This window comes from Planctomycetota bacterium (assembly GCA_039182125.1).
GTDB lineage: Bacteria > Planctomycetota > Phycisphaerae > Tepidisphaerales > Tepidisphaeraceae > JBCDCH01.
The window spans coordinates 1-25,274 of sequence record JBCDCH010000045.1 but is presented as its reverse complement, the minus strand read 5'-3'; the positions used below and the strand labels follow the sequence as shown (position 1 = coordinate 25,274).

Sequence of the window (25,274 nt, the reverse complement as noted above, 5' to 3'; positions counted from 1 at the left end):
CGCTACGGCATCGGCTCAGAAATCCAGACCGCCCTTGAGCGGGGTTTTCTTGAGCTTCTTCTCGCGGGCTTTCTTCTCGGCCGGGGTCTTGTCGGGGGTGACGGGCAACTCGTTCTTCTTCGCGTCGGCTTCGATCGCCTTGGCGCTGCGGAGGCTCAGGCGCAAGCGGCGCTGTTCGGTGTCGAGGCTCAGGACGCGGGCCGTGACCTGTTGGCCCTGCTTGACAACGTCGCTGGTCTGGCGGACACGTTTGTCGGAGAGCTCGGAGATGTGAACGAGGCCCTCGACGGCCGGCTCGAGTTGGACGAACGCGCCGAAGTCGGCGACGCGCGTTACGGTGCCGACGTGTTCGGTGCCGGCGGCGTACTTGCCTTCGACGCCTTCCCACGGGTCAGGCGCGGCGGCTTTGAGCGAGAAGGATATCTTCTTCGACTTTGGGTCCATCGAGAGGATCACGAGCCGAACGGTCTCGCCTTCCTTGACAACATCGGTCGTGCGGTTGACACGCTGGTAGGAGAGTTCGCTGATGGGCAGCAACCCTTCGATGCCTTCCTCGACCTCGACGAATGCGCCGAAGTTGGTCGTCTTCACGACGCGGCCTGTGACGGTGGAGCCGACCTGATACTTCTCGGTGGCGTTGTCCCACGGGTTGGGCATCGACGCCCGCAGGCTCAAGCTGATCTTGTTCTTGTCGTGATCGACGCTCAGAACGGTGACCTCGACGTGGTCGCCTTTCTTGACGATGTCCTCCGGCTTGACGCCGCGGCGGTAGGTCATTTCCGAAACGTGCAGCAAACCATCGGCCCCGCCGAGGTCGACGAACGCGCCGAAGTCCATGATGTTCGAGACCGTGCCCGAGCGGACATCGCCCGGCTGGATCTCGGCCATCAGCTCTTTCTTCTTCTCACGCCGCTCGGCCTCGATGACCATGCGGCGGCTGAGAATCACGTTCTTGGTCGCCTTGTCGATCTTCTGGACCTTGGCCTCGAACTTCTCGTTGAGGAAGATCGAGAGGTCTTCGTGAAAGTGGATGTCGACCTGGCCGCTGGGCATGAACGCACGCAGCGCCCGGCCGATGCGGCATTCGAGTCCGCCCTTGTTCAATCCCGTGACGGTCGCCTCAACGACCTGCCCGATCTCGATGGTTTCGACGGTGGCGTTGCGGGAGGCTTTGCCCTTGCGGTTGAGGCGGTAGAGCTCGTCCTCCGCGTCGCGGCGTTCGATGACGAACGCCTCGTCCTCGCCGATGGTCGGCATTCGGCCGTCCCATTGATCGAGCGGCACGATGCCCTGGTGCTTGCCGCCGAGATCGATCATCGCCTCGTTCTTGGGCACGTCGATGGACATGATCTTGCCCGGATGTTCGCCGGTGAGTTCGGTGGCCGTTTGCTCGGGGGCGTTACTTTCGTACAGCGCGTCCATGTCGATGTCCCCCAGGGCGGCATCGACCTCGGCATCCACGGCGGCATCGGAAGGGCGGAACGTCTTGTTTTCGTCGGACATGGCGGTCGTGCAGGATAGCCGGGATCGAATGCAAATGGGAACGGTCGTAGGATTCGTCGATGTCGCCCCAAGATGCTTACGCCTCACTGATCGGAAAACTCCGCGAAGTCGCCCTGATCGGGTCCGCCGCCTCGACGCTCGAATGGGACATGCAAACGCAAATGCCCGAGCAGGGCATCGGCGTGCGCGGCGAGCAGTTGGAACTGCTTTCAACGTTGCGCCACGCCCGCTTCACCGACCCGGCCATCGGCGAACTCCTTGCGATCCTGACGACGAGTGACTTGGCCAAAGGCGATACGCCCGAGGCGGCGAACATCCGGGAGACCCAACGCGATTACACCCGTGCCTGCAAACTCCCGGGCGACCTGGTCGGTGCCATCGCCCGGCAGGAATCGGTCGGGCAGAAAGCATGGGAACAGGCGCGGAAGGCGGATGATTTTTCCCAGTTCGAGCCGCACCTTCGGACGATGGTGGGCTTGAAGCAGCAAGCCGCCGACGCCTACGGGCATGACGGCGAGCGGTACGACGCGCTGCTCGAGGAGTACGAACCCGGCGCGACGACGGTCGAGGTTGCGTCGGTACTCGAAGGTCTGCGTGGCCCGCTCGTCGAACTCGTCGCTGCGGTGAAGGACAGCGGCAAGGACGTGCGGCACGACATGCTGGAACGAAAGTATCCCGGCAAAGATCAGGCCGAGTTCGCACGGTTCGCCGCCCAGGCCGTTGGCTTCGACTTCGATGCTGGAAGAATCGACGTGAGCGCTCACCCGTTCTGCACCGGGCTCAACACCGGCGACACGCGCATCACCACCCGCTACGACGAAAACTTTTTCGGGGATGCGTTTTTCGGCACGCTCCACGAGGCCGGTCACGGCATGTATGAGCAAGGTCTGCCCAAGGCCGAGCATTTCGGCACGCCAATGGGCGAGAGCGTTTCGCTCGGTATCCACGAGTCGCAGTCACGCATGTGGGAGAACGCGGTGGGGCGTAGTGCCGCCTTCTGGAAGTGGGCTTACCCGCTGGCCCAAAAGCGTTTCAAGGACGCGCTCTGGGACATCACCGAGGACGAGTTCGTCGGCGGTGCCAACGCCATCCGGCCGACGCTCATCCGCACCGAGTCCGACGAGACGACTTACAACCTGCACATCCTGCTGCGCTTCGAACTGGAGCGGGCGCTGCTTGCCGGCGATCTCGACCCGAAGGATTTGCCCGGTGCCTGGACCGAGAAGATGACCAAGTACCTTGGCGTCGTTGCCCCCAGCGATGCCGACGGGTGCCTGCAGGACGTGCACTGGTCCGCGGGGCTCATCGGCTATTTCCCGACCTACACCCTCGGCAACCTGTACGCCGCCCAGCTCTTTGAAAAGGCCCGCGAAGACCTCGGCGACCTCGACGACCAGTTCGCCCACGGCCACTTCGCGGCCCTGCTCACCTGGCTCCGCGAGAACATCCACCAGCACGGCCGCCGCTACACCGCAGGCCAGCTCTGCGAGCGCGTCACCGGCAAATCCCTCAGCAGCGAACCGTTGCTGCGTTACCTCCGCGGCAAGGCGAAATCGTACTACGGCGTCTGAACTGCGTTGCGGAGCAACGCAGCTCCGCTTCCGTGCAGCATGTTTGCAAGCAGCTGCGTTGCTCCGCAACGCGGTTAGACCCGGCGATTTCGAGCATTGTCGAAATCGTGAAGGTTCAAGATTATGTCCGGCATGAAAAAGCTCATCCCGATCTTGTTCGGCGGGGCCGGTGCATCGACGCTGCTCGGTGACGTGGGGCTGGCCATTCTCCGGGTCGGCACGGGGTTGCTCATCGCGGCTCACGGCTTACCGAAGATTCCGCCGAGCGAAGGGTTCATCGGCATGGTCGAAGGCCTTGGCTTCCCCGCGCCGGCGTTGGCGGCTTGGGGGGCGGGGATCACGGAATTGGTCGGCGGGGTGCTGCTCGCACTCGGCCTGCTGACCCGGCCCGTGGCGCTGGCCTTGGTCGGCAACATGGCCGTCGCGGCGTTCCTTGCCCATGCCGACGATCCGTTGCTACTCAAACCGACGCGGATCGACGGGGCCGGGTACTACACGGCCGGCAAGGAGTTCGCGCTGCTGTACCTGTTGCCGTTTGTGGCATTCGCGCTGCTCGGAGCGGGCAAGACCGGCGTCGACATGTTCATTCGCAAGGGCAAGTAGAAGCCCCGCTTCGCCCGGCCTAACCTGCGGACCCGCCACTAGGAGCCACCAATGCCACGCGTATGCCACTTTACCGGTAAGAAGACCAAGATGGGCCGCAGCCAGACCACGCGTGGTAAGGCCAAGTACCTCGGCGGTGTCGGCACCAAGGTCACCGGCGTCTCCAAGCGGAAGTTCAAGCCGAACCTGCAAAAGGTCCGCGCGGTTGTCGACGGCAAGGTTTGCCGTGTGTACGCCTCTGCCAAGGCGATCAAGATGGGCCTCGTCGTAAAGCCCCAGAAACGCACCTGGCGCCCCGGCGACGACGGGTAAGAAGTGTGAATGCTGAAGTGGGAAGTGATGCCGCTCGAGAGCGGCGTCGCTTCCCACTTTCGCATGCGCTCATGGAAGAAAGCCCACGCCTTCAGGCGTGGGTCTGCCATCGGTCACGCGGGCAGACCCACGGCTGAAGCCGTGGGCTTTCGAGGTTGATCGGCTTGGATCAGTATCGGTAGATCGCCGCCACGCCCGAACCCGGGTGGGGGTGAATGTCTTGCGGGATGACGTGGACGTTGCCGCCGGCGCGTAAGACGTGCTCGGCGATGTCGTCGAGCAGGTCGTCGACGGCGGGGTCATCGAGTTCGCCCTCGGTGACGATGCCCGTGGCAGTGTCGATGGAGCCGCCCACGCGTTTGTCGGCGGCCAGGATGAGCTTGTTGACCTTGCCGAAGACTGCGGCTTTAGCCACGTCGGCGAGGTTGGCCGAGCCCTGGCCGGCGGCGCGGGCGGTGCCGAAGTTGTCGACCAGTTCCTCGACGGCCTGGTGCCGCTGGGGGCGCTGAGCTTCGCGAACCTCGTCGTGCAGGCGCTTCTCGTCGATGTCGGCCGCGTCGGGATTGAGCTTGATGCCGTGGTCGGCCAGATGCTGGTTCTTGGAGACTCTGCGGAAGATGGCGTGATACTTTTCCACGGCCGCGAGGATCAGCGGCACGCCCGCTACGCGGCTATGATGCTCCCAGATCGCCTTGTCGATGGTCCGGAAGTAGCGCTCGAGGTCGATGCCCATTTCCTCCGACTTGTCGTGGTGGCCGTGGACCGCGGCGGGGCCACGCAGGCCTTTGTAGCTGGCGACGGTCAGATGGAAGTCATCAAGCTCGCCCCCGAGTGCGTCAACTAGGTCCTTGGGGACGGCTTCGTGGAGTGACACCGGCACCATGCTCAGGCCGTCGCCCTCGTAGAGACGCACGGACTTCTGGGTGACCGCGAGCAGTTGGAAGCGGTCGTTGGCTTGCATGACGCGGATGAGCGGCTTGATGTGGAACGAGTCGGCCACGCCAGCGAAGGAGTTCATGGTGCGTGGCAGTCGGATGAAGTGGACCCGCTCGGTCGAGGCGTACACGGCAAGCGACTCGTGTTGATGGGACCAGAGGTCCGCTTCGCCATCGAGCTTGGCCAGCTGTTCGAGGACCTCGGAGAGGTTCTTGTCTGCCTCGCCGTTGAGCTCCGCGCGTGCGCTTTTCAGGGCGGTTTTGAAGGCGATGCGGTTTTGGTCGGTGTCGCGGGTGGCGCGTTGGGTCGGGATGATGATCGAGATGCAGCGGTCTTCGGGGGCGTTGAGCAGTTCTTCGAACACCGTGTTGGATAACGGCGTGAAATCGTTGGGCATGAGGTCGGTCATAGATCACCACGAGTAGCAAAACGCGGCCCCGGTCACAACGGCGATTCCATATGGGACGCACTGCGGACTTCCGGGCGGAGTTTGCGCAATCCGGACACGGATTTTACGAGGCGCAAATGCAATCCACATCTGACAGCGAGGTCGGTCGGTATGGTCCGGCCATGCCGCGTTCGAGGTCTCCTCTCAACATCACGGGCGAGGTCGCAGTTGCTCGATCTGGGTGGGTACTCGGACGCGGCGGTCGGACTTGAGGGCCATGGGGTGTTTGTCCAAGCCCGATAACGAGATGTGCGTTTACAGGGCTGTGAAGGGAGAAAACAAGGGAGTCGGGCACGGAATGGGCTAAGGAAATCCGCATGCGACTCCCGATGCAATCGAAGTGCCAACTCGAACCCCGGGTGCCACGGGATGGGTGACCGGGGGCTTGCCGACGAACGACGCCGAGCAGAAGCGGCAATGGGCGTTTGCCCATCTCATCCTCGCTGGTGGCGGAGCTGCCGAGCGTTGTCCCGCGACAACCGTCGTTGGCATCTTCAAGGAACGTGGCCCGAACGAAATTTCAGCCGGTCTTCCGATCGGTGTCGCGGGTGACCACTGGGTCGCCTGTTCGAAGGCGGAACCGGCCGTCCTCGATCTTCCGCTAGGTGTTAAGCTGTCGGCGGAAGTCGATTCCCGGTGAGAAGTGTGCCCGGAAACCTGTCGGCCAAAGGCCGCGTCCGGAATACCCGTCGGTGCCCCTGTTTGGTCGCAGCGGAGTTGCCGAAAGACCCACCTCGACCGCCCGCCGGTCGACAAGGAGAACCTACCACGATGACCACGAATCGCTCCAATCTCAAACGTGTCGCGTTTGCCGCCGCTTCCGCGGCGGCGGTCGCGACGTTCGGCTTTGCTGCCCCGGCCTTGGCCGAGGAAGAGATGTCCAGTGCCGAACTGCTCAAGAAGATCGAAGAGCTTCAAAAGCAGGTCGAGTCGCTCCAGTCCAACCAGGAAGCCACCACCCGTCAACTGACCGCTGCCGAGATCGACGCCGCGGTTGCCCGCGTCCTCGACGACGCCGAAGCCCGCTCCGACATGCTCAGCATGCAGGGCTTCACCGCCGGCCACAACGGCAAGGAGTTCGTCCTTCAGAACGAAGACGGCACGTTCAAGCTGGTGCCCAACTTCCAGTTCCAGCTCCGCTGGGTCTCGAACATTCTCGAAGATGCCGGCGGCGGCAGTGACTTCGAATCGGACGAGGGTTTCGAGATTCGTCGAATGAAGTTCGGCGTGAAAGGTAATGCCTTCTCGAAAGACCTGAAGTATGACTTCAAGTGGGCCACCAACGACGACGGCGGTGCGCTGATCCTCGAAGATGCCAAGATCGCCTGGGCCTTCGCTGACAACTGGACCTTCTTCGCCGGCCAGTTCAAGGATCCTGTCCACTTCGAAGAAATCACCAGTTCCAGCCGGCAGATGGCCGTCGATCGTTCGCTCATCAACGAGCTGATCGGTGGTGGTCTGACCGACCGCGTGCAGGGTGCCGGCTTCACCTATGAGCAGGACAAGCTTAAGGCGACCTTCCTGTACCACGACGGTATCAACACCGACAACACCGAGTTCGCTCGTGAAGCCGGCGACGGCATCACCCCGTCGATCAGCCCTGATCCCCCGCAGTTCGGTGGTGCGGCTCGCGTCGAGTATCTCGTCTTCGGCGACTCGGCCGTGAAGAAAGACTTCGCCACGATTGCCGGCAACGGTGTCGATGAGGCGTCGCTCGCCGTGGGTGTTGGTGCCGACTTCACCGACTTCGGTGACGAAGAAGCACTGATCCACACCGCCGACGTGATCTACAAGAGCGGTGAAGGTCAAGGCAGCTACTCGCTGTTCGCGGCGTACTACGGCGTCTACACCGAGACCGGTATGGACACCGGCTACACCTATGGCTTCGAAGGTCTCGCGGCGTACGCGGTCACCGAGAAGATGGATGTCTTCGCCCGTGGTTCGTTCACCGATCCCGATGACGACGGCTTCCTCGGCGACGACGACTTCTTCGAGGCGACCGTGGGTGGCAACTACTACTTTGCCAACCACTCGGCCAAGGTCACCGTCGACGTCACCTATCTCTTCGACGGCACACCTGACAGCGCCTCTGGCATCGGCGTGCGTTCCGGTGACGATGACGATCAAATCATCGTTCGCGGCCAGTTCCAGCTGCTGATCTAATCACGCTGTTATGACCGTTTAACAATGCACCGCGGGCCGGGAAGTGATTCCCGGCCCGCGGTGTGTCGTTTTGAACGGAAGCCATTACTCGCCGGCGTGTTTGTCCAGCGTCGCGACCAGGGCTTTGGCTTCGACGTAACCGACGGTGCGGAAGAGCTCCTCACCAGCCGGATCGACGAGAACGATCGTCGGAATGGCCGAGACGCCGTAGCTTTGCAGCACCTGCGGCTGGCTGTCCGCGTCGATGTACACCGGCGTGTAATCCTCCAACGCGGCGACGACCGAATCGTCCACCCACGTGGTTTTCTTCATCTGCTTACAGGGCGGGCACCAGTCGGCCGTGAAGTACAGCAGAGACGGCGTGCCTGACTCCTCGCCGTTTGCCAGGGCGGCTTCGATGTCGGTTTGCCACGGGATTTTCTGTTCGGTCTCTTTCTCTTCCGCCGCATAGGCCAGGGCGGCAAGGAGCATGACCGGAACAAGAACGACTAACGCAAGGCGAAGGGTGTTGCTCATAGGAAACATTACGAGCCAGAGGAGGGTGAAGTTGCGGAAACGCCGACTTTGTTTTCCGTGCCCGACAGGAGCCGGGCGATGTTCCCGCGATGCCGAAGGATCACGAGGGCCGCCAAAACCGAGAGCAGGGCGAGAATCGGCCATTGTCGGCCGAAAACGTCCCATCCGAGCCACCGGCCGAGCGCCAGGTATGCCAACGGCACCGAGGCCGCGCCCACCATGCTCCCCACCGAGATGTACCTGGTCACGGCAACGAGCCCGACGAACACCCCGACGCCGATCAGGCCGGGGTAGGTCGCGAACGGAAAGATCCCCAGCAGCAGCCCGAGGCCGACGGCCACCCCCTTACCCCCGCGAAAACCGAGGAAAACGGGAAACATGTGCCCAAGCGCGGCCGCCAGTCCGACGAGAACCCATAGCCCGTAGATCAGCGTCGTGCGCTCGTCCGGTTGCGTGGTCGTATGGACCGTCGCGCTTGCGATCGCCGTCGGGACGAGTCCCTTGCATGCGTCCAGCGCGAGGGTGAGGTAAAAGTATGGCCTGCCGAGAAGCCGGCCGACATTGGTCGCGCCGATGTTTCCGCTGCCGGCGGTGCGGACATCGATGCCGCGCCGTTTGCCGATGATCAGGCCGAACGGAACGGAACCGAGCAGATATGCGATCGGGATGAGCAGGCCAACGAGTACGTCTGCCGACATGCGTGTTACGCTAAACGATCCACGCGACCATGTCCCGCAGTGGCGAAGGTACTAACCGATGGTCGTTTAGCGGTAACTGTTAGGAAACAATGAAGGGCTCGGTTTGTGGCTACCGCGAAAGGATTCTACCCTAACAGAATGCTACTTTTAAAAGTCAGCATGGAACGCATCGGGTTTTTCGATGTTCCTTCGGTTTTTGAGATGCTTGTAACTGTTTCGTCCGAGGCCACTTGTGTGCGTGCGTCAGTTTCGCACGTGAAATCGCGTGGATCGGGGTACCGATTTAGGTAATATGGTGGGCTAGACAGTGGCCCCTAGCGTTGCCACTCGATTGGTGCCGTTGCGGTGCCTCGCACGCACTGTCCCCCATGACGTGAGTTCACCCCCTGCTCACGTCGCCGCGTGCGGGGCACCGCCGGCACCGAGAGGCCGCGAGCCATTCGATGTCGCTGACCGACTTCGGAATCTTGTAGAAGACTTGGCTTCCTCCGCCGGCCGTGCCCACTACACTGCCGGCCCATGAGCGCCGTTCCCTTCCGTCTTGGCTGCGTCGGTGTCGACTCGTCTCACCTGCCCGAGTTCACCCGCCGAATCCATGCGCTGCGGGACGCGGGTGAGACCGCCTGCACCGTCACGCACTACCTTGACGCCGGTCCGCACTTTTTGCCCGAGGACGATGTACGCCAGTGGACCGCCGCGACCCGGGACATGGGCGTTGCCGAAGCCGACTCGATGGACGCGCTGCTCGAACAGGTCGACGGCGTTCTGGTACTCAGCGTCAACGGTCACGAGCACCTCGACCACGCACTGCCGGCCCTCGAGCGTGGGTTGCCGACATACATCGACAAGCCGCTGACGTGTGATCTCGCGCAAGCGAAGCAGATCCACACCGCCGCAATCAAGTCCGGGGCGCGTTGCTACTCGGCATCGTCGCTGCGGTTCATCGCCGAACTCGGAACGCTGGGCGATTTGGGCGAGGTCGTTGCCGCGGATGTCGTCGGACCGGGCGAGCTCAACGATGCGATGGAGGGCCTTTTCTTCTACGGCGTTCACGCCATCGAACTCGCCGATGCACTGCTCGGCCCTGGCGTCCAGGCCGTCTCGGCCACGTCTGGTACCGACCGCGATTTCGTCCAACTCCGCTACACAGACGGCCGCGCCGCGAGCATCCGCCTCGAACGAAAGGGCAGCTATGCCTTTGCCGCGACCGTGCACGGGGCCGAGGGCTGCAAGAGTTTCGTCGTCGACTTCGGCCCGGTGTACGCCCGGCTGGTAGCGGGCATGTGCCGATTCTTCGAAGGCGGACCCGCACCGGTGACGCTGGATCGTTTGATCGAGAACGTCGCCGTCATGGAAGCCGGCAACCGCAGCATGAAAAGCGGCGGGGCGTGGGAGGCTGTCAATCTTTGACCCGCACGCCGACCGACACCGCGACTTCGCGGAAGTCGCCATCGCTGGGGCGATTGGTCAGCAACGAGCCGTCGGGGTTGCGGTAGACGAATGAGCTACTCCCGCCGCCATCGAGGTTGAGCGCGTCGTCGGCCCCGTGGCGTCTCATCAGGTCGGCGAGTTCGTGGAGCGTGACACCGACCGAGTGCCCGTCTTGTCGGCCGTCGATGACCATGACAATGAGCGTGCGATTGTCTCGGCTGACGCCGACCGCCGTGCGCGGGTGACGAACCCGTGGTGCAACGCGCGACGTTTTGCCAAGGTTCACGCCATCATCCACGAGAACCGTGTCGAGCATCGGGGCCGAATCGCTCGCGCCGACCCCTGCGACCGCGTCGTTCGGTTCCGGTCCGAGTAGCTCGGTGACGGGTTGAATCGTCGGCCTGTTCGAGCGCTGCGTTGTGGGTGGTGGTTCATAGCGTCCAGGCCCCGGTCGGGCCACGCGTGCCTCGCCGTCGTGGAAGAAAATCGCCGCGTCGGCTCTTTTGCCATAGCGGCGACCGGGGCTACGCACTTCGCCGTCGTTGATGACCAGCCCGACCGGGTTCGCGCGACCGTCGGCAAGGTCGCCGTAGAAGTTCGCGTTGAACGCCAAGTCACTGCCGGTCTCGTGCGCGAAGGCGAAGGTGTTTTGCAGCGGGAAGCGGTCGTCTTCGGCCGTCTGTTCGTCGCCCGCACTCACGACGATGTCGACGCGGGCAAGGTCCACGATGGCGACCAGGCCGCGCGCCGGACCGTCCGGCGTGTCGAGGTGTACCGGTCGCACGTCGATCGCCGGCCGAGCACAACCGACAACCAGCACCGCCAACGTCAACAACGACAGCCAACGGGTAGCTAGGTCAGAACGTGAGTTTGCCGGCATCGATCATCTCCATGAGTTGGACAGCGGCGGTGCCGAGCACTTGGCGAGGTTCCGCCGGTTCGTACTCCACCGTACGCTCGGGGCCGTTGCAATACGCGGCGATGAAGTAGTGCGAATCGGTTCGCGTGTCGTGGATGTAGGCGACATCGGAGTACGCCCCGTCCGGCGGCCACCAGCCGACCTTGCTGTAGACCGAGTAGCGCGGCGGTAGCTGAGCCCCGAGAAACTTTCCGCCACTCACTCGCAACGACTCGGCAAGCACATCGAACCCCGGCTTCTCCCGCACCCCTCCCAGCATCGTCGCGGCCATCACGCGCACGAGATCGTCGGTCGTGAACCAGTTGCTCTCGCCACCGGCGGCATTGAGCGGAAAGTCCACGCCCGGCCGTTCGGGAAGTTCGGTGGCAAGCCGGCCATCGGCGTTCCAGACCTTCACCGGTCGGCTGCTGTTCCAGTGCGGCCGCGTGAAGTGGCGCCGGATCACGCCGGTCTCGCAGCCGACGGACTTGAGCCACGCGTCGGTCTCGGCGAAGCCGACACTTTCCTGCAGCGTGTTGAACTCGTCGTTGCCGCTGTCACGAATCATGACGACGAGCGTCTCGCGGATGCTTTTGCGCGGCTCGTCGCCGAGTTGGATGTCGCCATCGACGCTCACGCCCAGTGCATCGAGTTGGTCGAGCAAGACGACTGCAGTGATGAGTTTGACGGTCGATGCGGGATAAAAGCCGCGCTCGCCGGTATCTTGCCAATGGTGCGTGTGAAGATGGCCTTCGACGACCTTGGCGATTGTGAGCGTCGACCCGGGCGGCAATTGGAGGTCGTCGTCGAGCGCGTCTGACGTGTCAAGATTGACGAGCTCGATCGGGCGGTCTGCCGGCGGCAGGTTGTTCCACGGTGCCATGGTCGTCGGTGTATCAGAAGCGGCCGCCCTGGTCGCGATCGCCGCTTCGCCACCACCGCAGCCGGCGAGGAACCCGAGCAGAAGTGCGATGCAAGCGCGTCGCGATTCTTTCATAAGAATCATTGTCCCGAGCAGGTCGCGATCCCGCAAGCTTCGTCGGCGTCTTTGGAGATTGTGGGGTGTTGGGTTACCGTTGTCTCATCACGACGGGCTGAGCCTTCCATGGCCAAAAAGAAATCGCAGAAGCAAACCGCCGCGGGTGCGGCGTCGGACGATGCTGCGGCTGTCCGGAAAAGAGACGGGACGGCCAAACCGCTCAAGGCCTTGAAGCCGGCGGCGGGAGTGCCGCTCTACGTTGCTGCGCGTGACGCGATCCTCGCCGCGATCGACGACGGCACCTACGCGCTGGGCAGCCGGATCCCATCGACCGCCGAGTTGAGCAAGCAGCTCGATGTCTCGCTCGTCACCGGCCACCGCGCGCTTCAGGAACTCGTGGCGGCCGGCGTGCTGCGTCGGAGTCAGGGCCGGGGCACGTTCGTCGATCAGCGCTACCGCGAGAAGATCGGCAACCTCGCGCAGACCCGCATCGGTTTGGTCTTCCACGCCGAGGCCTCGCTCGCCGATCACTATCACGGCCACTTACTCGAGGGCGTTCGCCAGGCGTCGCACAAGCTCCACGTCGATGTGATGCTCCTGCGCTACGGGGAGGATGTCCGCAACGAGTGTGCCGGCTTCCTATATGTGAACCTGCTGCCCGGTGACTTGGAGAGCGGAGCAGGGCGGGCGAACCGGAGCAAGCCGACGGTGGTGGTCGGTGCCGACTGCGACGAGCCGGACGTGGCGACGGTGGACACCGACAACCGCGATCTGGCCGCCCGGGCCGTCGAGCATTTCGTCGAGCTCGGTCACAAACGCATCGGCTTCGTCGGTGATAAGGGCGGAGCGAGCAATAGCCGACACCGCTGGGAAGGTTTCGCGGCTGCCGTCGAACAGGCAGGTCTCGAGGTCGATGCTCGGCACGTCTTCGCTTCGAGCGGTTGGCGGCTCGGACCCGAGGGCATCGCCGAACTCAGCGCGCGGCTCGCGTCTCCCGGTCGGCCGACGGCGATTTTCGCATGCGGCTATTACTTCGCGCTCGACGTTTACAACGCCGCCCAGGCGGCGGGGTTGACCGTGCCCGACGACCTGAGCGTCGTCGGCGTCGATGATCCGCCCAGCGCGGAGTTTCTCTCCCCATCGCTCACGACCTTGCGGCAGCCACTGACCAAGCTCGGATACGAGTCGGTCAAGCTCCTCGTCGCCCGGATCAACGGGAAGAAGACCAAGGCTCGCGAGACCATGCGTGCGGACTTCGTCGAACGTAACAGCACCACCGCCGTGGAATAAAAAGCGGCGTGTGTCCGCGATGGGACACACGCCGCTGGTTCAGATCAACTCTGATCGTGGTTATGCCTTGCGGCGACGGAGCAGGCCTAGGCCCGCCACGCCGAGCAGACCGATGCTGGCCGGCTCGGGGATGACGCCGGCGACCGAGGCGAAGTCGGTCGCGAGACGTAGCTCGTCGAAGAACACCACGCCGGACTGGCCGGGCGAGGAGAACAGACTCTGCGTGAAGGGGGTGAGCGAGTCGGTGACGTTGATCGACGAGACGGTGAGCGACGGCCCGGCGGAGATATCGGCCGGATCGACGAAGATGCTCAACTCATCATTGCCTGCGGTGTTGATTGTCAGCCCGACGATCACGAGCTGGTTGTCGCTCGAAGGGGCGTCGGGCAGCAGGATGGTGCTGGTCCCCGACGGATCGTTCGTCGAGCGGAACACCAACTCGGGCGTGCCGTCGTTGAGGACGTCGTCGTAACCGACGAGCAGGCCGTTGTTGTTCGCGTCGGTGAAGCCGCCCACGACGAAGGTGTTGTCCGCCGGCGTGCCCGCCCAGTTCAGGCGGTTGACCATGATGCTCATGAAGTAGGTCGGCGACGACGGAATCGGATTGAGCTGGCGCGTGATCGTGCGATCACCGGGGAAGTTGCCGACGCCGATCCACTGCAGGCGGCCACCGGTTTCGTAGTCGACCGCGGCGGAGTCCTCACCCAGCGCGTTGCCCTGGAAGTTGGACGTGCCGAGGCTGCCGGTCGGCGTTGCGTATGCCACACCAAAGCCATCGGGCTGACCCGAAAGGCCGACCCAGCCGAGGGCGGCCGCGCCTTCACCACGCACGTCCACACCGACCGAGTATTCGCCGGCACCGGCGCTGTCGCCGCTGAGGAACGGGTCGTTGGCGATAAGTTGGCCAAAGGCCGGGACAGTCATTGCGGTGGCCGCGACGGCGGCGAAAATCATGTGCTTGCGCATTTTCGTTTTCTCCTTTGGAGGGCCGAGTCGATCGGCCGGGTTGAGTGGGAAGTCCTTGTTGGTCTTCTATAATAACGAAATGGGCAGTCTTGTCAACTCATTTGTGCGACGCAATGCTTGGTCTTTGATTGGTATTTTGCTTTCAGGCGCAAGAGTGGTTGCCGTTGACAGATGCTGTTCGCAACGGTAAAAGCGGAAGCAAAGTTCTTGTCGCCAAGTCGTTCACGCTTTGAAAGGTGTCATTTGTGTTTATCGAGTGTCTTGAACCACGTCGTCTTCTCGCTACGTTTGCGATAGATTCGCAGTATGTGATGAATGGAGATCCGTATACTGAAGGAGGTGGTCATTCAGGTGCCCCGTACATACGTCAGCTTTCCGGGACAACTGCAGATGGTGGATTCGAATCTGCGTGGGAAACACCAAGCCCAGACAACAATCTTCCACTGGAAATGATTTCTCCGCGTGGTAATCACGAAGCAGAGGTCAATTTAAGCGGTTTGGGTGATCATGACGCGGTAATTGCCAATGTGTCCGTTGTTGTGTCAGTGGATGAAGTTGCAGAGCAGGGCTGGGAGATTTCACTGAATGCGACAAGATATACCATTATGGTTTCGTCGCTTCCCGGTGCTGTGATAGGCGAGCCGTACTTCGCTCTAGGAGTAAGCTTGGTCCCTGATGAGTACGTCGCTATTGGACAGAAAATGACTCGTAGGATCGGTCAATTTGAATTTGAAGTGCCTGACCTCGGTGCCGCAGCTAGGCTCAAAGTGGTTGGTATTGGATTCGATGATTTTGACGGGGTCTGGGCCGACTATTGGATTCCGAAATTTCTTGATATTCAGACGCTTGACGAGCAGAGACGCGGATTGCGCGACATCCCTCAGCTGGGCCATCGTGGTCCATATTTTTCCTCGATCTCACTGTTCGCTGGATCTGACCTCGAAGACTCGCCCGACGCGCTTTTGCCGTAAATGGCATGGCTGCTTGGGCTTCGTGGCCAGATTTCTCGTTGCGGTGGTGGCGACATGGCTCCATGCGAGTTGACAGATTCGAGGGACTTTGTTATTATATAACAATGATTCCCAGGATGCATGCCTGTCGTGTCGGGTTTACTTTGGTCGAGCTGCTCGTGGTCATCGGCATCATCGCGCTCCTGATCAGCATTCTGCTGCCAAGCCTGCAATCAGCGCGGCGTAGTGCTAACGACATCAAATGCGCGAGCAATCTTCGCCAGCTCGCGATCACGATGACGATGTACGCCACGGAGCAAAACGGCGCTTATCCGCCACGGGTCAGCGACCTCTCTCCTCTCGATAGCAGTAACAACAGCGACCCGCTGGACAAAGCCTTTTGGTACCAAGAACACATCATCGCGCCTTACCTACCAGCCGAGCTCGTGACGGCATCTGGTTCAGTGGCAAGTGAGTTGTTCATCTGCCCCGAGGATATTGAGAATGCGGCGAGGTCCTACGCGATGAACTTCTGGGCATCTAGTAAAGTCGACGCATTCATCGGACTCGCCAGCAGTACGACCGGTTTCGACCGTGGCAAGTTCTTCAAGAACAACGTGTCAAGCGCATCCGACACGATCCTCTTCGGCGAAAAGCACAGCGTATTTCTGGAAAGCGAAGTCTACTTTGCTTCGGCCGACATCGGGTACCAAGGTGTGTCACCGGGGCAGAGGTTTGTCGGGATCACCATCCCTCCGTACAACCCGGGCGGCCGGCTTGCTGGCATCGCGGAAGCTGACACCGAACTAGATTTCACCCGGCATCGTCGCGACAGCAGCTTTGTCGGACCTACTGCTCGTGGTCGGGCCAACTTTGCCTTCACCGACGGGCACGTTGAGATGCTGCGGCATTCGGAACTCGCCGACGTGGACACCACGGTTTCAACCCTCGAAGCACTCTGGTCACCGCTGGATCGCAAGATCGTCAGCGGCTACGAAATCCCGACGTTCGGCGACACCGACTAAATCGTCATTAGAACCTCACCTGCTAGCCGGCGACCGGAGGGAGCCCTTCTGATGAACCATCGAAAGGCCCGATTCGGTCGCTGTCTTGCGTTGCTGCTCGTGTTGCTGTTCGGCAGTTGCGAGCAACGGGATGATACGGTTGAGCTTGAGCTTTGGACGTACGCGCTTCGGCCGACGTTCAACGATTACATGGCCGAGCTTGTCGCCGACTTTGAGGCGGATCATCCGGGGGTGGAGGTGGTGTGGGTGGACGTGCCGTGGGGGTTGATGCGGCGGAAGATGTTCGCGGCCGGGGCAGCGGGAGCGTTGCCGGACGTAGTAAATCTGTCGGACGCGGACTTCGCGGTGTTTGCAAACCTCGGGGCGTTGCATGAACTGGAAGGTCGGCCGGGCGGATTCGTGCCGGGGGCGCTCGATGCCTGCGTGATCGACGGTAGGCTGATGGGCTTGCCGTGGTACCTATCGACGCCGGTGCGGGTGGTCAACGCGGACTTGTTGGAGCGGGGCGGATTGTCGGTCGAGACCGTCGGCGACGATTGGGCGACGTTGATGGAGCAGGCCGAGCCGTTTCACTCGGCGACGGGTAAGTTCCTCTTCACGCTTCGGCTCGGCGAGGACAGCGAACTGCCGGCGTTGATGATCGCCGACGGATTGACGCCGATCATGCCACACGAAGAGGGCGGTTGGCGGTCGAACCTGACCGACCCGGCGGTGGTTGCGTACGCGCAACGCTGGGTCGACCTGTTCAAGGCAGGTGCCTTGCCCCGCTCCGCGGCAACCGGCGGGTACGGCGAAACCGTCCAGGCATACACCGATCAAGCCGTCGCCGTGCTCAACGCCAACGCGCTGCGGAAGATTGAGCAGACCGACCCGGCGCTTTTTGAGAACACCGTCGTGCTGCCCGGCTTGCGTTCGAAGGCCGGCGGTGATCCGCTGGCGGTCATGCACCTCGCCGTTGGTCGTCAGAGCGATCACCCGGAGCTCGCCGAAGCACTGGCGTTGCACGTCGCCTCGCCGGAGTGGCAAACGGAGCTTGCCATTCGCGCTTCGCGGCTGCCGAGCACCGTTGCCTCGCTCGACGACCCGGCGTTCACCGACCAGAGCACCAAGATCACCGCCGCGACAGCGCTCAGTGCCGCCGGCCTGATGAACGCACGCAGCTACAACCCACCGGTCGGTCCTTGGCCCGACATGCGCCGCGCGTTCAACGACGGGATCAAGCGGGTGCTGCTGGAAGACACGGATTTGGCGGCGGTGCTCGCCGAGGTTGACGCCGAATGGAACCGCATGTTGCGGGCGGACGCGGAAGGAATGAGCTACAAGTGAAAATCCGAATGACGAGTTTCCGAATGGCGAATGAATGTCCAAATCCGAAATCCGGAGCCTTCGTCACTTGAGCCTTCGGATTTCATTCGTCATTCGGGAACTCGTCATTCGTCATTCCCACCACCTCGATGAACCGCCACGCGTCCACAACCCCGTACGCCTTCCTTACACCCGCCGTGGTCATTCTCGGCGTGTTCGTGGTGTGGACGGCGATTCAGGTGTTCGCGCTTTCGTTCACCCGCGTCGACCTGTTCGCGCCCGGCGGGTTGTGGGGTGATGCGGAGTTTGTCGGGCTGGAGAACTTTCGACGGGTGCTGAGCAGTGAGCGGTTCTGGTGGTGCCTGGGCAACTCGTTTCTATACCTACTGGTGACGCCGGTGTTGATGGCGGTGTCGCTCGGGGCGGCGTTGGTGGTGACGAGTGGGTTGCGGGGTTTGGGGCCGTGGATGCGGGCGTTGTTGTTCCTGCCGGTGGTGACGCCGACGATCGTCGCGGCGATCGCGTGGCGGGTGTTGTTCAACGAAAACAACGGCATGCTCAACTCCGTGTTGCCGGGAAACGTGCCGTGGCTCAGCGAGTATCCGTGGGTCCTCGTCACTGCGGCGACCGTCACGCTCTGGAAGGGGTTCGGCTACTACATGATGATCTTCGCTGCGGCGTTGCTGGCGGTGCCGAAGGAACTCGAGGAAGCCGCGAGCATCGACGGGGCGGGGCGGGTCAGTGTGTTTTGGAACGTGACGCTGCCGAGCATCAAACCCGTCGTCGTATTGGTGGCGTTGATCAGTTCGATCAGTGCGCTCAAGGTGTTCGACGAGCTGTACGTGACGGTGCGCGGTGCGCCCGTGGCGAGCAAGACGGCGGTGCCGTTGATCTACGAGACGGCGTTCGAGGATGGTTCGTTCGGGGCCGCTTGTGCGGTGGGGGTGTCGCTGTTCTTGGTGATTCTGATATTCAGTTTCGTGCAGCTACGTTTGACCCGTGAGACCTGACCGACTCGGCCTGGTCACTTAAGTGACCAGGCCCCGTGTGTGATTTGATGACCGAACGCCCGCCCATTCTCAAAGCGCTGTACTACACCGCCGCCGCGGTGTTGGTGCTTCTCGCGATCGGTCCGGCGCTTTGGTTGCTCAACGTCGCGTTGCAACCGGCTGGCGGGGACTACGCGATGAACGACATCGTCGCTCCGGCCGACGTAACGCTCGACAACTTCGGCACCGTCCTCGACGAGGGCGGCATCTGGCGGGCGCTGCTCAACAGCGTGCTGGTCACCACCGTCCAAGCCACGCTCAACTGCATCCTCGCCGCGCTGGCCGCGTATCCGCTGGCCCGCATGGAGTTTCGCGGCAAGTCATTCCTGTTCATGGTGATTCTCGCGACGCTGATGGTGCCCGAGCAGGTGATCGTCGTGCCGTTGTTCGTGACGATCGCGGACCTGGGTCTGTTCGACACGCTGATCGCCGTGTTTCTTCCGTTCTCAGTGACGGCGTTCGGGATTTACCTGTGCCGACAGGCGATGCTCGGCGTGCCGAAGGAACTCGAGGAAGCGGCTCACATGGACGGGGCCAACGCGCTGCGCGTCTGGTGGCACGTGATGCTCCCGCTGATTCGCCCGACGTTGGCGACGCTGGCGATCTTCTCAATCATCGGGGCGTGGTCCAACCTGCTCTGGCCGTTGGTGGTGTTGCAAAGCGAAGACAAGTTCACGTTGCCGGTTGCGATCAATCAGTTGCTGGGCGTGTTCGCGAGCAACCTGCGCTTGGCTTACGCGGCGTCGGTGTTGGCGTTGGTGCCGATGGTCGTGGTCTACCTCGCAGCGCAGCGATTCCTGACGCGAGGCATCATGGCCGGCGCGGTGAAAGGTTGACAGGCAGAACATGAATACCTTGAAGATTGCAGTCGTGGGTTTGGGTCCGATCGGCGTTGCCGCCGCGAAAGCGGTCGTGGCCGATCCGGGCATGGAGTTGGTTGAACTGGTTGACGTTGCCCCGGCGGTGGTCGGCACGTTGCCGGTCGAGGATGGGCCGGTGGTCGTGGAGGAATTGTCGGGCGATGCCGATGTCGCGATCCTTTGCACGACCAGCTACTTCGACGCGATCGCACCATTAGTGCGAAAATGCATTCAGCAGAAAACGCACGTCATCAGCAGCTGCGAGGAAATGCTCTGGCCGAAGTACCGCCATGCCGAGCTGGCCGCCGAGATCGACAAGGAAGCCGAAGCGGCCGGCGTTTCGCTGCTTGGTACGGGCGTGAACCCCGGCTTCGTGTTGGACTACTTCCCGGCCGTGGTGAGCAGCATGGTGCTCGAAGTGTCGGCGGTCACGGCGGTGCGCCGGGTCAAAGCCGAGTCGCGTCGCGAGCCGTTGCAACGCAAGGTCGGGGCGACCATGACGGTGGGCGAGTTCAACGGCCTGAAGGCGCAGGGCAAGATCGGTCACAAGGGCATGGCCGAGTCGGTTTGTCTGCTCGCCGCAGCACTGGGCAAGACCATCCCGGCCGGTGCGGTGGTTGAGACGCTCGAACCGCTCACCACGGACAAGCCGTTGGACTCGGCCCTCGGCATGATCGAGCCGGGCAAGGTTCGTGGCATGCACAACACCGGCGGCTGGGAGGGCGACGGGCTCAAGCTGTTCCTCGACCTGATCATGGCGGTGGGCGAGCCGGAGAGTTTCGACAGTGTCGACGTGCAGGGGCCGGTGCCGATGAAGGTGCGGGTCGAGACGGGCACGCCGGGTGACTCGGCGACCGTGGCCGCGCTGGTCAACGGTTGCCGCGTGTTGCCGCGGAGTGGGCCGGGCTTGCGGACGATGCTTGATGTCGGTGGGGTGCTTGCCGCGCGGGTGTAGTCGGCCGCTATCGCCGTTAAACTCAGCCCATGAATCTCGCCGAGCGTCTCGCGGTTTGTTCCTGGTCGCTACAGCCGAGCGATGCGGCTGACTTGCGCCGTCAGCTTGATGCCGTCGACATCCGGCGTGTCCAAATGCACCTCGACCCGTTCGCCGAGGACGGCTGGGATGTCGGTGGGCTCGACGGCATCGAGTGTGTTAGCGGCATGGTCACTTGCGTCGGGGAGGACTATTCGACGATCGCGGCGATCCACCGCACTGGCGGGGTGGTGTCCGACGAGACTTGGCCGGCGACGCGGGAGCGAATGGCGGCCTGTGCGCCGATCGCCGGGCAGCTCGGCATCGAACTCGTGACCTTTCACGCCGGCTTCATACCGGAAGACCCGGCCGTGCCCCTCTTCGGCAAACTCCTTGATCGGATCGGCGAAGTGACCCAGCTGTTCGGCGAGCACGGCTGCCGGATCGCGCTCGAAACCGGCCAGGAGTCGGCCGACACGCTGATGGGCTTCCTCGACAAACTTGGCGCCGACGTGAGGGTCAACTTCGACCCCGCGAACATGCTCTTGTATGGCTCGGGCGACCCGATTGCCGCCCTCAAGCAACTTCGGCCCCGCATCGCCCAAGTCCATCTCAAGGACGCGATCCCCTCGGGAACGACCGGGGAGTGGGGCACCGAGGTGCCCGTCGGCGAGGGCAAAGTCGATTGGGCGGCCTTCTTCGCCGAACTGAGCGATTATCAGGGTGCGTTGCCCATCGAGCGCGAAGCTGGGGTCAAACGGGTCGAAGACATCCGAACGGCGGCGGCGTTTGTCCGGAATTTGTAAGTCGCTGTTCGGATTGGAGATGCGACGGGCGCCCGGGGGCTTTCAACCCGGTGGACAAACCCTAGAATGCTCGAACTAAGCCGCTCCCGGTCTGCCGTCCCGGCGAACCGGCGATAGCGGCGTAAGACCACGCCCCGCGGCTTGACCATGGCCGACGGGGTCCGCCGACCGTTCCGGGCCACCGGGGCGGGCCAACGTTGGAGCACCGCATGGCGACTTATGTGTACGAAGCGATGAACTCGTCCGGCCAGGAGGTCAAGGACGAGATCGAGGCCGGTAGCAGTGAAGAGGCCATTGCCAAGATCCGCGGCAAAGGTTTCTTTCCCACCAAGGTCCGTGAGAAGTCGGCCAAGCGGGCGGCCAAGAAGAAGGGCAAGGACAAGGAAGCCGCCCCGGTCAGCACCAAGCGCAAGATGCCCTTCGCGATCGGCGGGGTGCCGCAGAAGCAGTTGGTGAACTTCACCCGTCAGCTTTCGACCCTGCAGGACGCGGGTCTGCCGATACTGCGGTCGCTGCAGATTCTCGAACAACAACAGCGTCCCGGTCTGCTCAAGGCAGTCGTCGGCGGCGTGGCCGATGAGGTCGAATCCGGCGGCTCGCTGTCGGAAGCGATGGCCCAGTTCCCCAAGGCCTTCGACAAGCTGTACGTCAACATGATCAATGCCGGTGAGGCCGGCGGTGTGCTCGACATCATCCTCAGCCGTCTGGCCGACTTCATGGAGAAGGCCGCCCGACTGAAGAAGAAGGTCATCGGTGCGATGATCTACCCGGCGGTGGTCATCTTCATCGCCGTCTCGATCGTGACGATGATCATGATCTTCGTGATTCCGAAGTTCGAGGAAATCTTCCAGGACTTCGATGTCGAACTGCCCGGCGTGACCAAGGCGCTGCTGGCGATTTCACGGTGGTTCGCGACGCAGTACGGCTGGGCGTATGTGCTGTTCAGTCCGATCGCGATCGTGTTGGTCTGGAAGCTCATCCGCATCTCCGACGGCGGCAAGTACTTCACCGACCTGCTCAAGCTCAAGGTACCGATCCTCGGTGCGATCATCGGTAAGTCGGCCATCGCCCGCTTCACTCGAACCCTGGGCACGCTGATCTCCGCCGGTGTGCCGATCCTTGACGCCATCAACATCACCCGCGAGACCTGCGGCAACGAGGTTTACAGCCGCGCTCTGACCAAGGTTCACGACGCCATCCGTGAAGGTGAGTCGATGGCCGACCCGCTGCGGCAGACCAAGGTCGTCGACGCGATTGTGGTGAACATGGTCGACGTCGGTGAGGAAACCGGTGATTTGGACAAGATGCTCATGAAGGTCGCCGACAACTATGACAACGATGTCGACGTTCTGGTGTCGTCGCTGATCTCGATCCTCGAACCGGTGATGGTGGTGGTGCTGGGTCTGATCGTCGGCTTCATCGTGATCGCGCTGTTCGCGCCGATGGTGACCCTGATCCAGACGGTGTCGGGCTAAAACCGGACGTCGCGAACAGTTCCCCGAGGAAATCCCACATGCAACGCTCCCGTCAAAATCAGGCTGCCTTCACGCTCGTCGAACTCATGGTGGTCATCGGGATCATCGCCTTGCTGGTTGGCATTCTCGTGCCGACGGTGAGCCGAGTCCGCGAGTCGGCCCAAGTGGCGGCGACCGCGTCGCTCATTCAGCAGCTATCCGGTGCGGCGGAGGCCTACGCCGTTGATCTGGGGGGGTATCCGGGGCCGATTCCGAACAGACTCATCGGCACGGGAGTGACCAACCCCGTGTTTGGTCAGCCGGCGACCACCAATCCTACTTTTCTTTACGAGGGCGACATTCCGCCGACTACTGGTGCTCGCGGCATCACCGGAACCGAAAATCTCGTCCTCGGCTTGCTCGGTGGGGCGATGCCGGACGGAACTTATCAGCCTGATACAGTCGGCCAAGGCCCGATCGAACTCCGCGGCACGCGCCTCGACAAGCGTTTCAGCCCGTACTTCAACCCGCAGCCGAATGACTTGTCTTGGATCGACGAGGGTGGTGGGCTTAACGGTCGGTTCGTCGATGTCGCCGGCCAGAAGATCGACGACACGATCATCCCCGAGTTCGTCGATCGTTTTGCTGATCCACTCCCGATCCTTTATCTGCGTGCGAATCGTGGTACATCGGTGTCCGTGTCCGATGCCACCGAGCTTGCCGACGGCGATGCGAGTGACCCGCTGGGCCAGTACGACCTTTCGCAGGTGTTCATCTACACTGGCTCGCCCATCACGGCCGCCGGTGACAAGCCGGACAAGTCGGCCGACACGACCCACGGCCTCCGGTCCCTGGTGAATCCCGCCGATCGCGCCGGTGTGGTCGACAGCCTGCTCATCGATGACAAGACCTACGGTTTCACCGCGTACTTCGGCAACCCTGAAATCGCCGGCCAGCCACGCCAGAAGGACGGGTTCATCCTGATCTCCGCCGGCCGGGACCGGATCTACGGCACGCGTGATGACATCACCAACTTCGGCGGGATTTGAGGGACGAATCGATGAATCGACCGACGAACAGACGCGCCCACGCCTTCACGCTCCTGGAACTGCTGGTCGTCATCGGCATCGTTGTTCTTTTGGTCGGTCTGTTGCTGCCGATCACGCTCCGGGCCGTCGGTGCGGGTGAGACCGCGCGGATGCGGGCGGACCTCGTCACGATCGGCACGGCCCTTGATGCCTATGCCCAGGATTATGGCCGTTACCCGCGTGTCGATACAGCGGGGACCGGTTTTGCCGTGCTCGGTCAAGCCCTCATCGGACCGGTGCCCGCGCTGGTCGCCGCCAGCGATCCGGACTCGCTGGGGGTGCCGCTGAACACCGCACTGACCGACGTCTCGCCCGGCACGGTCGGGCGCGACGGGACGACGTTCGACGACGTCTACGTGGCCGTCACCGATGAGGCATCGACGGCCGATTTCGGCAACACGCCCAACTGGCAACAGTTCGGCCAGTTCGTCGATGGCGTCGAAGGTGCCGGCTTCTCCAAAGGGGCCGATAGTCGTCTGACCCAGGACCCGTACCTTTCCCCCGACAGCTTCAAGATCAACGGCTCGGCCATCCTCGATCTCACCGGCAAGCCGATCCTCTACTACCCCGCCCGCGCCAAGAAGCCGAACATCTACACGGCCGGCTCGTTCGTGGGACTCGACAACACGAGTCTGTTCAACGCCAACCACAACATCGGCCTGCTCAGTGGCGACCAGTTTGCCGTCCTGCTTGGCGACCTCAGCCGCGACGGTGCTATCGGTCAGGGCGAGGCGGCGGTGGTCGAAAACAATTATGTCCTGCTCTCGCCAGGCTCCGACCAGCGGTATCTGACCGTCGTGACCGATGGAACGGCCCAAGAACAGTTCAATGGCAACCGCACCGCCCTCGAGGAAACCGACGACGTCGTGGTCGGCGGCTGATCGGGCATGCCGCGGACGCCGCGAAACTCTCCCGCAATAGCCGGCACCCGACGGGTGCCGGTCCGATCCCGCGCGGGCTTCACTTGGCTGGAACTCGCGACGACGGTGATGCTGTTGGTGGCGCTGCTTGCCGTTGCCGCCGAGATGGCGGAGTTCGTGAAGACCAACAAGCGTGAGCAGCTCACCCGCGAGCGGATCGCCCAGTTGCAGGCGTTGTTGCCGCGGGCGTCACGGGACGAGCTTCCGCGTTTCGACGGTCGGGCCGCCGACGCCCACGCGACGGCGCTGGCTTCCACGCTCGGGCTGAACACCGGCGCGATCCGTGACGCGTGGGGCATGCCGATCGTGCTCGCCGACCCGGAGAACCGTGACCTGGGCCTGCCGCCGACCGGCGATCCGTACCTCATCAGCGCCGGCCCCGACCGCAACTATGCCACGCGCGGTGACAATCTCTACGGCTATGACGAGGTGAGCAACTGACGTCATGTCCACTTTGCTTGCGGCTGCGGCGAAGCCGCCCGGGGAGACCTGTCTCCCAACGGGCGGCGTCGCCGCAGCCCCAAAAAGTG

General features: G+C 62.7%; 24 protein-coding genes. 17 read left to right on the top strand and 7 right to left on the bottom strand.

Translation table 11 applies throughout. The annotated features are described in order from the left end of the window. Positions 1 to 15: 15 nt before the first annotated feature. Positions 16 to 1,503, bottom strand: coding sequence for a S1 RNA-binding domain-containing protein (locus tag AAGD32_12310; GenBank protein MEM8875025.1), 1,488 nt, complete (start codon positions 1,501 to 1,503; stop codon positions 16 to 18). A 59-nt stretch (positions 1,504 to 1,562) separates the two neighbouring features. On the opposite strand from AAGD32_12310, the gene AAGD32_12305 reads away from it, so the two are divergent. The 3 genes from AAGD32_12305 to rpmB all read left to right on the top strand — a co-directional run bounded on the left by AAGD32_12305 (position 1,563) and on the right by rpmB (position 3,989). Next, positions 1,563 to 3,074 carry a carboxypeptidase M32 gene (locus AAGD32_12305; protein MEM8875024.1) on the top strand — a complete coding sequence of 504 codons (1,512 nt, stop codon included), beginning with the start codon at positions 1,563 to 1,565 and terminating at the stop codon, positions 3,072 to 3,074. A 123-nt stretch (positions 3,075 to 3,197) separates the two neighbouring features. Continuing rightward, the gene (locus AAGD32_12300) at positions 3,198 to 3,677 is read left to right on the top strand and encodes a DoxX family protein (GenBank protein MEM8875023.1); all 480 of its coding nucleotides are present in this window, start codon (positions 3,198 to 3,200) and stop codon (positions 3,675 to 3,677) included. Between the two features lie 51 nt (positions 3,678 to 3,728). Next, on the top strand, positions 3,729 to 3,989 hold the full coding sequence (gene rpmB / locus AAGD32_12295; protein MEM8875022.1) for a 50S ribosomal protein L28: 261 nt from the start codon (positions 3,729 to 3,731) through the stop codon (positions 3,987 to 3,989). 169 nt (positions 3,990 to 4,158) lie between these two features. On the opposite strand, the gene AAGD32_12290 is transcribed toward rpmB, so the two are convergent. Continuing rightward, complete coding sequence (locus AAGD32_12290) at positions 4,159 to 5,322, bottom strand: hypothetical protein (GenBank protein ID MEM8875021.1); 1,164 nt, start codon at positions 5,320 to 5,322, stop codon at positions 4,159 to 4,161. Positions 5,323 to 6,144: 822 nt separating this feature from the next. Between AAGD32_12290 and AAGD32_12285 the strand changes: the two genes are divergently transcribed. After that, positions 6,145 to 7,536 (top strand): porin, encoded by a 1,392-nt coding sequence (locus AAGD32_12285; GenBank protein MEM8875020.1) that lies wholly within the window; start codon positions 6,145 to 6,147, stop codon positions 7,534 to 7,536. Between the two features lie 84 nt (positions 7,537 to 7,620). On the opposite strand, the gene AAGD32_12280 is transcribed toward AAGD32_12285, so the two are convergent. Beyond that, positions 7,621 to 8,052, bottom strand: a complete 432-nt coding sequence (locus AAGD32_12280) for a thioredoxin family protein (GenBank protein ID MEM8875019.1) — start codon at positions 8,050 to 8,052, stop codon at positions 7,621 to 7,623. A gap of 8 nt (positions 8,053 to 8,060) precedes the next feature. Continuing rightward, positions 8,061 to 8,750, bottom strand: coding sequence for a glycerol-3-phosphate 1-O-acyltransferase PlsY (gene plsY / locus AAGD32_12275; protein ID MEM8875018.1), 690 nt, complete (start codon positions 8,748 to 8,750; stop codon positions 8,061 to 8,063). Between the two features lie 519 nt (positions 8,751 to 9,269). Between plsY and AAGD32_12270 the strand changes: the two genes are divergently transcribed. Next, entirely contained in the window at positions 9,270 to 10,160 is an 891-nt protein-coding gene (locus tag AAGD32_12270) for a Gfo/Idh/MocA family oxidoreductase (GenBank protein ID MEM8875017.1), read from the top strand. On the opposite strand, the gene AAGD32_12265 is transcribed toward AAGD32_12270, so the two are convergent. Then, positions 10,150 to 11,061: a phosphodiester glycosidase family protein gene (locus tag AAGD32_12265; GenBank protein ID MEM8875016.1), complete on the bottom strand. Its 912-nt coding sequence runs from the start codon at positions 11,059 to 11,061 to the stop codon at positions 10,150 to 10,152. The genes AAGD32_12270 and AAGD32_12265 overlap by 11 nt on opposite strands. After that, positions 11,039 to 12,076 carry a serine hydrolase gene (locus AAGD32_12260; GenBank protein MEM8875015.1) on the bottom strand — a complete coding sequence of 346 codons (1,038 nt, stop codon included), beginning with the start codon at positions 12,074 to 12,076 and terminating at the stop codon, positions 11,039 to 11,041. The genes AAGD32_12265 and AAGD32_12260 overlap by 23 nt, the downstream gene beginning before the upstream one ends. Positions 12,077 to 12,184: 108 nt before the next feature. Here AAGD32_12260 and AAGD32_12255 point away from each other — a divergent pair, with 108 nt between their 5' ends. After that, complete coding sequence (locus AAGD32_12255; GenBank protein ID MEM8875014.1) at positions 12,185 to 13,348, top strand: GntR family transcriptional regulator; 1,164 nt, start codon at positions 12,185 to 12,187, stop codon at positions 13,346 to 13,348. A 60-nt stretch (positions 13,349 to 13,408) separates the two neighbouring features. Here the strand turns inward: AAGD32_12255 and AAGD32_12250 are convergent, their stop codons facing one another. Further along, positions 13,409 to 14,314, bottom strand: coding sequence for a PEP-CTERM sorting domain-containing protein (locus AAGD32_12250; GenBank protein ID MEM8875013.1), 906 nt, complete (start codon positions 14,312 to 14,314; stop codon positions 13,409 to 13,411). 236 nt (positions 14,315 to 14,550) lie between these two features. On the opposite strand from AAGD32_12250, the gene AAGD32_12245 reads away from it, so the two are divergent. The 11 genes from AAGD32_12245 to AAGD32_12195 all read left to right on the top strand — a co-directional run bounded on the left by AAGD32_12245 (position 14,551) and on the right by AAGD32_12195 (position 25,185). Continuing rightward, entirely contained in the window at positions 14,551 to 15,285 is a 735-nt protein-coding gene (locus AAGD32_12245) for a hypothetical protein (GenBank protein MEM8875012.1), read from the top strand. A gap of 116 nt (positions 15,286 to 15,401) precedes the next feature. After that, complete coding sequence (locus AAGD32_12240) at positions 15,402 to 16,289, top strand: prepilin-type N-terminal cleavage/methylation domain-containing protein (GenBank protein ID MEM8875011.1); 888 nt, start codon at positions 15,402 to 15,404, stop codon at positions 16,287 to 16,289. 51 nt (positions 16,290 to 16,340) lie between these two features. Next, positions 16,341 to 17,615, top strand: a complete 1,275-nt coding sequence (locus AAGD32_12235; protein MEM8875010.1) for an extracellular solute-binding protein — start codon at positions 16,341 to 16,343, stop codon at positions 17,613 to 17,615. Between the two features lie 128 nt (positions 17,616 to 17,743). Beyond that, the gene (locus tag AAGD32_12230; protein ID MEM8875009.1) at positions 17,744 to 18,604 is read left to right on the top strand and encodes a sugar ABC transporter permease; all 861 of its coding nucleotides are present in this window, start codon (positions 17,744 to 17,746) and stop codon (positions 18,602 to 18,604) included. Between the two features lie 47 nt (positions 18,605 to 18,651). Continuing rightward, on the top strand, positions 18,652 to 19,479 hold the full coding sequence (locus tag AAGD32_12225; protein MEM8875008.1) for a carbohydrate ABC transporter permease: 828 nt from the start codon (positions 18,652 to 18,654) through the stop codon (positions 19,477 to 19,479). Positions 19,480 to 19,498: 19 nt separating this feature from the next. Then, positions 19,499 to 20,458 carry a hypothetical protein gene (locus tag AAGD32_12220; protein MEM8875007.1) on the top strand — a complete coding sequence of 320 codons (960 nt, stop codon included), beginning with the start codon at positions 19,499 to 19,501 and terminating at the stop codon, positions 20,456 to 20,458. A gap of 29 nt (positions 20,459 to 20,487) precedes the next feature. Beyond that, complete coding sequence (locus tag AAGD32_12215; protein ID MEM8875006.1) at positions 20,488 to 21,282, top strand: sugar phosphate isomerase/epimerase family protein; 795 nt, start codon at positions 20,488 to 20,490, stop codon at positions 21,280 to 21,282. 209 nt (positions 21,283 to 21,491) lie between these two features. Continuing rightward, a complete protein-coding gene (locus AAGD32_12210; protein ID MEM8875005.1) occupies positions 21,492 to 22,757 on the top strand; it encodes a type II secretion system F family protein in 1,266 nt (421 codons plus the stop codon). A gap of 38 nt (positions 22,758 to 22,795) precedes the next feature. Beyond that, positions 22,796 to 23,785: a type II secretion system protein gene (locus tag AAGD32_12205; protein ID MEM8875004.1), complete on the top strand. Its 990-nt coding sequence runs from the start codon at positions 22,796 to 22,798 to the stop codon at positions 23,783 to 23,785. A gap of 11 nt (positions 23,786 to 23,796) precedes the next feature. Continuing rightward, complete coding sequence (locus tag AAGD32_12200; GenBank protein ID MEM8875003.1) at positions 23,797 to 24,705, top strand: prepilin-type N-terminal cleavage/methylation domain-containing protein; 909 nt, start codon at positions 23,797 to 23,799, stop codon at positions 24,703 to 24,705. A gap of 54 nt (positions 24,706 to 24,759) precedes the next feature. After that, positions 24,760 to 25,185 carry a hypothetical protein gene (locus tag AAGD32_12195; GenBank protein ID MEM8875002.1) on the top strand — a complete coding sequence of 142 codons (426 nt, stop codon included), beginning with the start codon at positions 24,760 to 24,762 and terminating at the stop codon, positions 25,183 to 25,185. Positions 25,186 to 25,274 lie beyond the last annotated feature (89 nt).

Coding starts and splice junctions, on each gene's coding strand:
- AAGD32_12310 (MEM8875025.1), bottom strand. CDS start 1,503: ATGTCCGACGAAAACAAGACGTTCCGCCCTTCCGATGCCGCCGTGGAT.
- AAGD32_12305 (MEM8875024.1), top strand. CDS start 1,563: ATGTCGCCCCAAGATGCTTACGCCTCACTGATCGGAAAACTCCGCGAA.
- AAGD32_12300 (MEM8875023.1), top strand. CDS start 3,198: ATGTCCGGCATGAAAAAGCTCATCCCGATCTTGTTCGGCGGGGCCGGT.
- rpmB (MEM8875022.1), top strand. CDS start 3,729: ATGCCACGCGTATGCCACTTTACCGGTAAGAAGACCAAGATGGGCCGC.
- AAGD32_12290 (MEM8875021.1), bottom strand. CDS start 5,322: ATGCCCAACGATTTCACGCCGTTATCCAACACGGTGTTCGAAGAACTG.
- AAGD32_12285 (MEM8875020.1), top strand. CDS start 6,145: ATGACCACGAATCGCTCCAATCTCAAACGTGTCGCGTTTGCCGCCGCT.
- AAGD32_12280 (MEM8875019.1), bottom strand. CDS start 8,052: ATGAGCAACACCCTTCGCCTTGCGTTAGTCGTTCTTGTTCCGGTCATG.
- plsY (MEM8875018.1), bottom strand. CDS start 8,750: ATGTCGGCAGACGTACTCGTTGGCCTGCTCATCCCGATCGCATATCTG.
- AAGD32_12270 (MEM8875017.1), top strand. CDS start 9,270: ATGAGCGCCGTTCCCTTCCGTCTTGGCTGCGTCGGTGTCGACTCGTCT.
- AAGD32_12265 (MEM8875016.1), bottom strand. CDS start 11,061: ATGCCGGCAAACTCACGTTCTGACCTAGCTACCCGTTGGCTGTCGTTG.
- AAGD32_12260 (MEM8875015.1), bottom strand. CDS start 12,076: ATGAAAGAATCGCGACGCGCTTGCATCGCACTTCTGCTCGGGTTCCTC.
- AAGD32_12255 (MEM8875014.1), top strand. CDS start 12,185: ATGGCCAAAAAGAAATCGCAGAAGCAAACCGCCGCGGGTGCGGCGTCG.
- AAGD32_12250 (MEM8875013.1), bottom strand. CDS start 14,314: ATGCGCAAGCACATGATTTTCGCCGCCGTCGCGGCCACCGCAATGACT.
- AAGD32_12240 (MEM8875011.1), top strand. CDS start 15,402: ATGCATGCCTGTCGTGTCGGGTTTACTTTGGTCGAGCTGCTCGTGGTC.
- AAGD32_12235 (MEM8875010.1), top strand. CDS start 16,341: ATGAACCATCGAAAGGCCCGATTCGGTCGCTGTCTTGCGTTGCTGCTC.
- AAGD32_12230 (MEM8875009.1), top strand. CDS start 17,744: ATGAACCGCCACGCGTCCACAACCCCGTACGCCTTCCTTACACCCGCC.
- AAGD32_12225 (MEM8875008.1), top strand. CDS start 18,652: ATGACCGAACGCCCGCCCATTCTCAAAGCGCTGTACTACACCGCCGCC.
- AAGD32_12215 (MEM8875006.1), top strand. CDS start 20,488: ATGAATCTCGCCGAGCGTCTCGCGGTTTGTTCCTGGTCGCTACAGCCG.
- AAGD32_12210 (MEM8875005.1), top strand. CDS start 21,492: ATGGCGACTTATGTGTACGAAGCGATGAACTCGTCCGGCCAGGAGGTC.
- AAGD32_12205 (MEM8875004.1), top strand. CDS start 22,796: ATGCAACGCTCCCGTCAAAATCAGGCTGCCTTCACGCTCGTCGAACTC.
- AAGD32_12200 (MEM8875003.1), top strand. CDS start 23,797: ATGAATCGACCGACGAACAGACGCGCCCACGCCTTCACGCTCCTGGAA.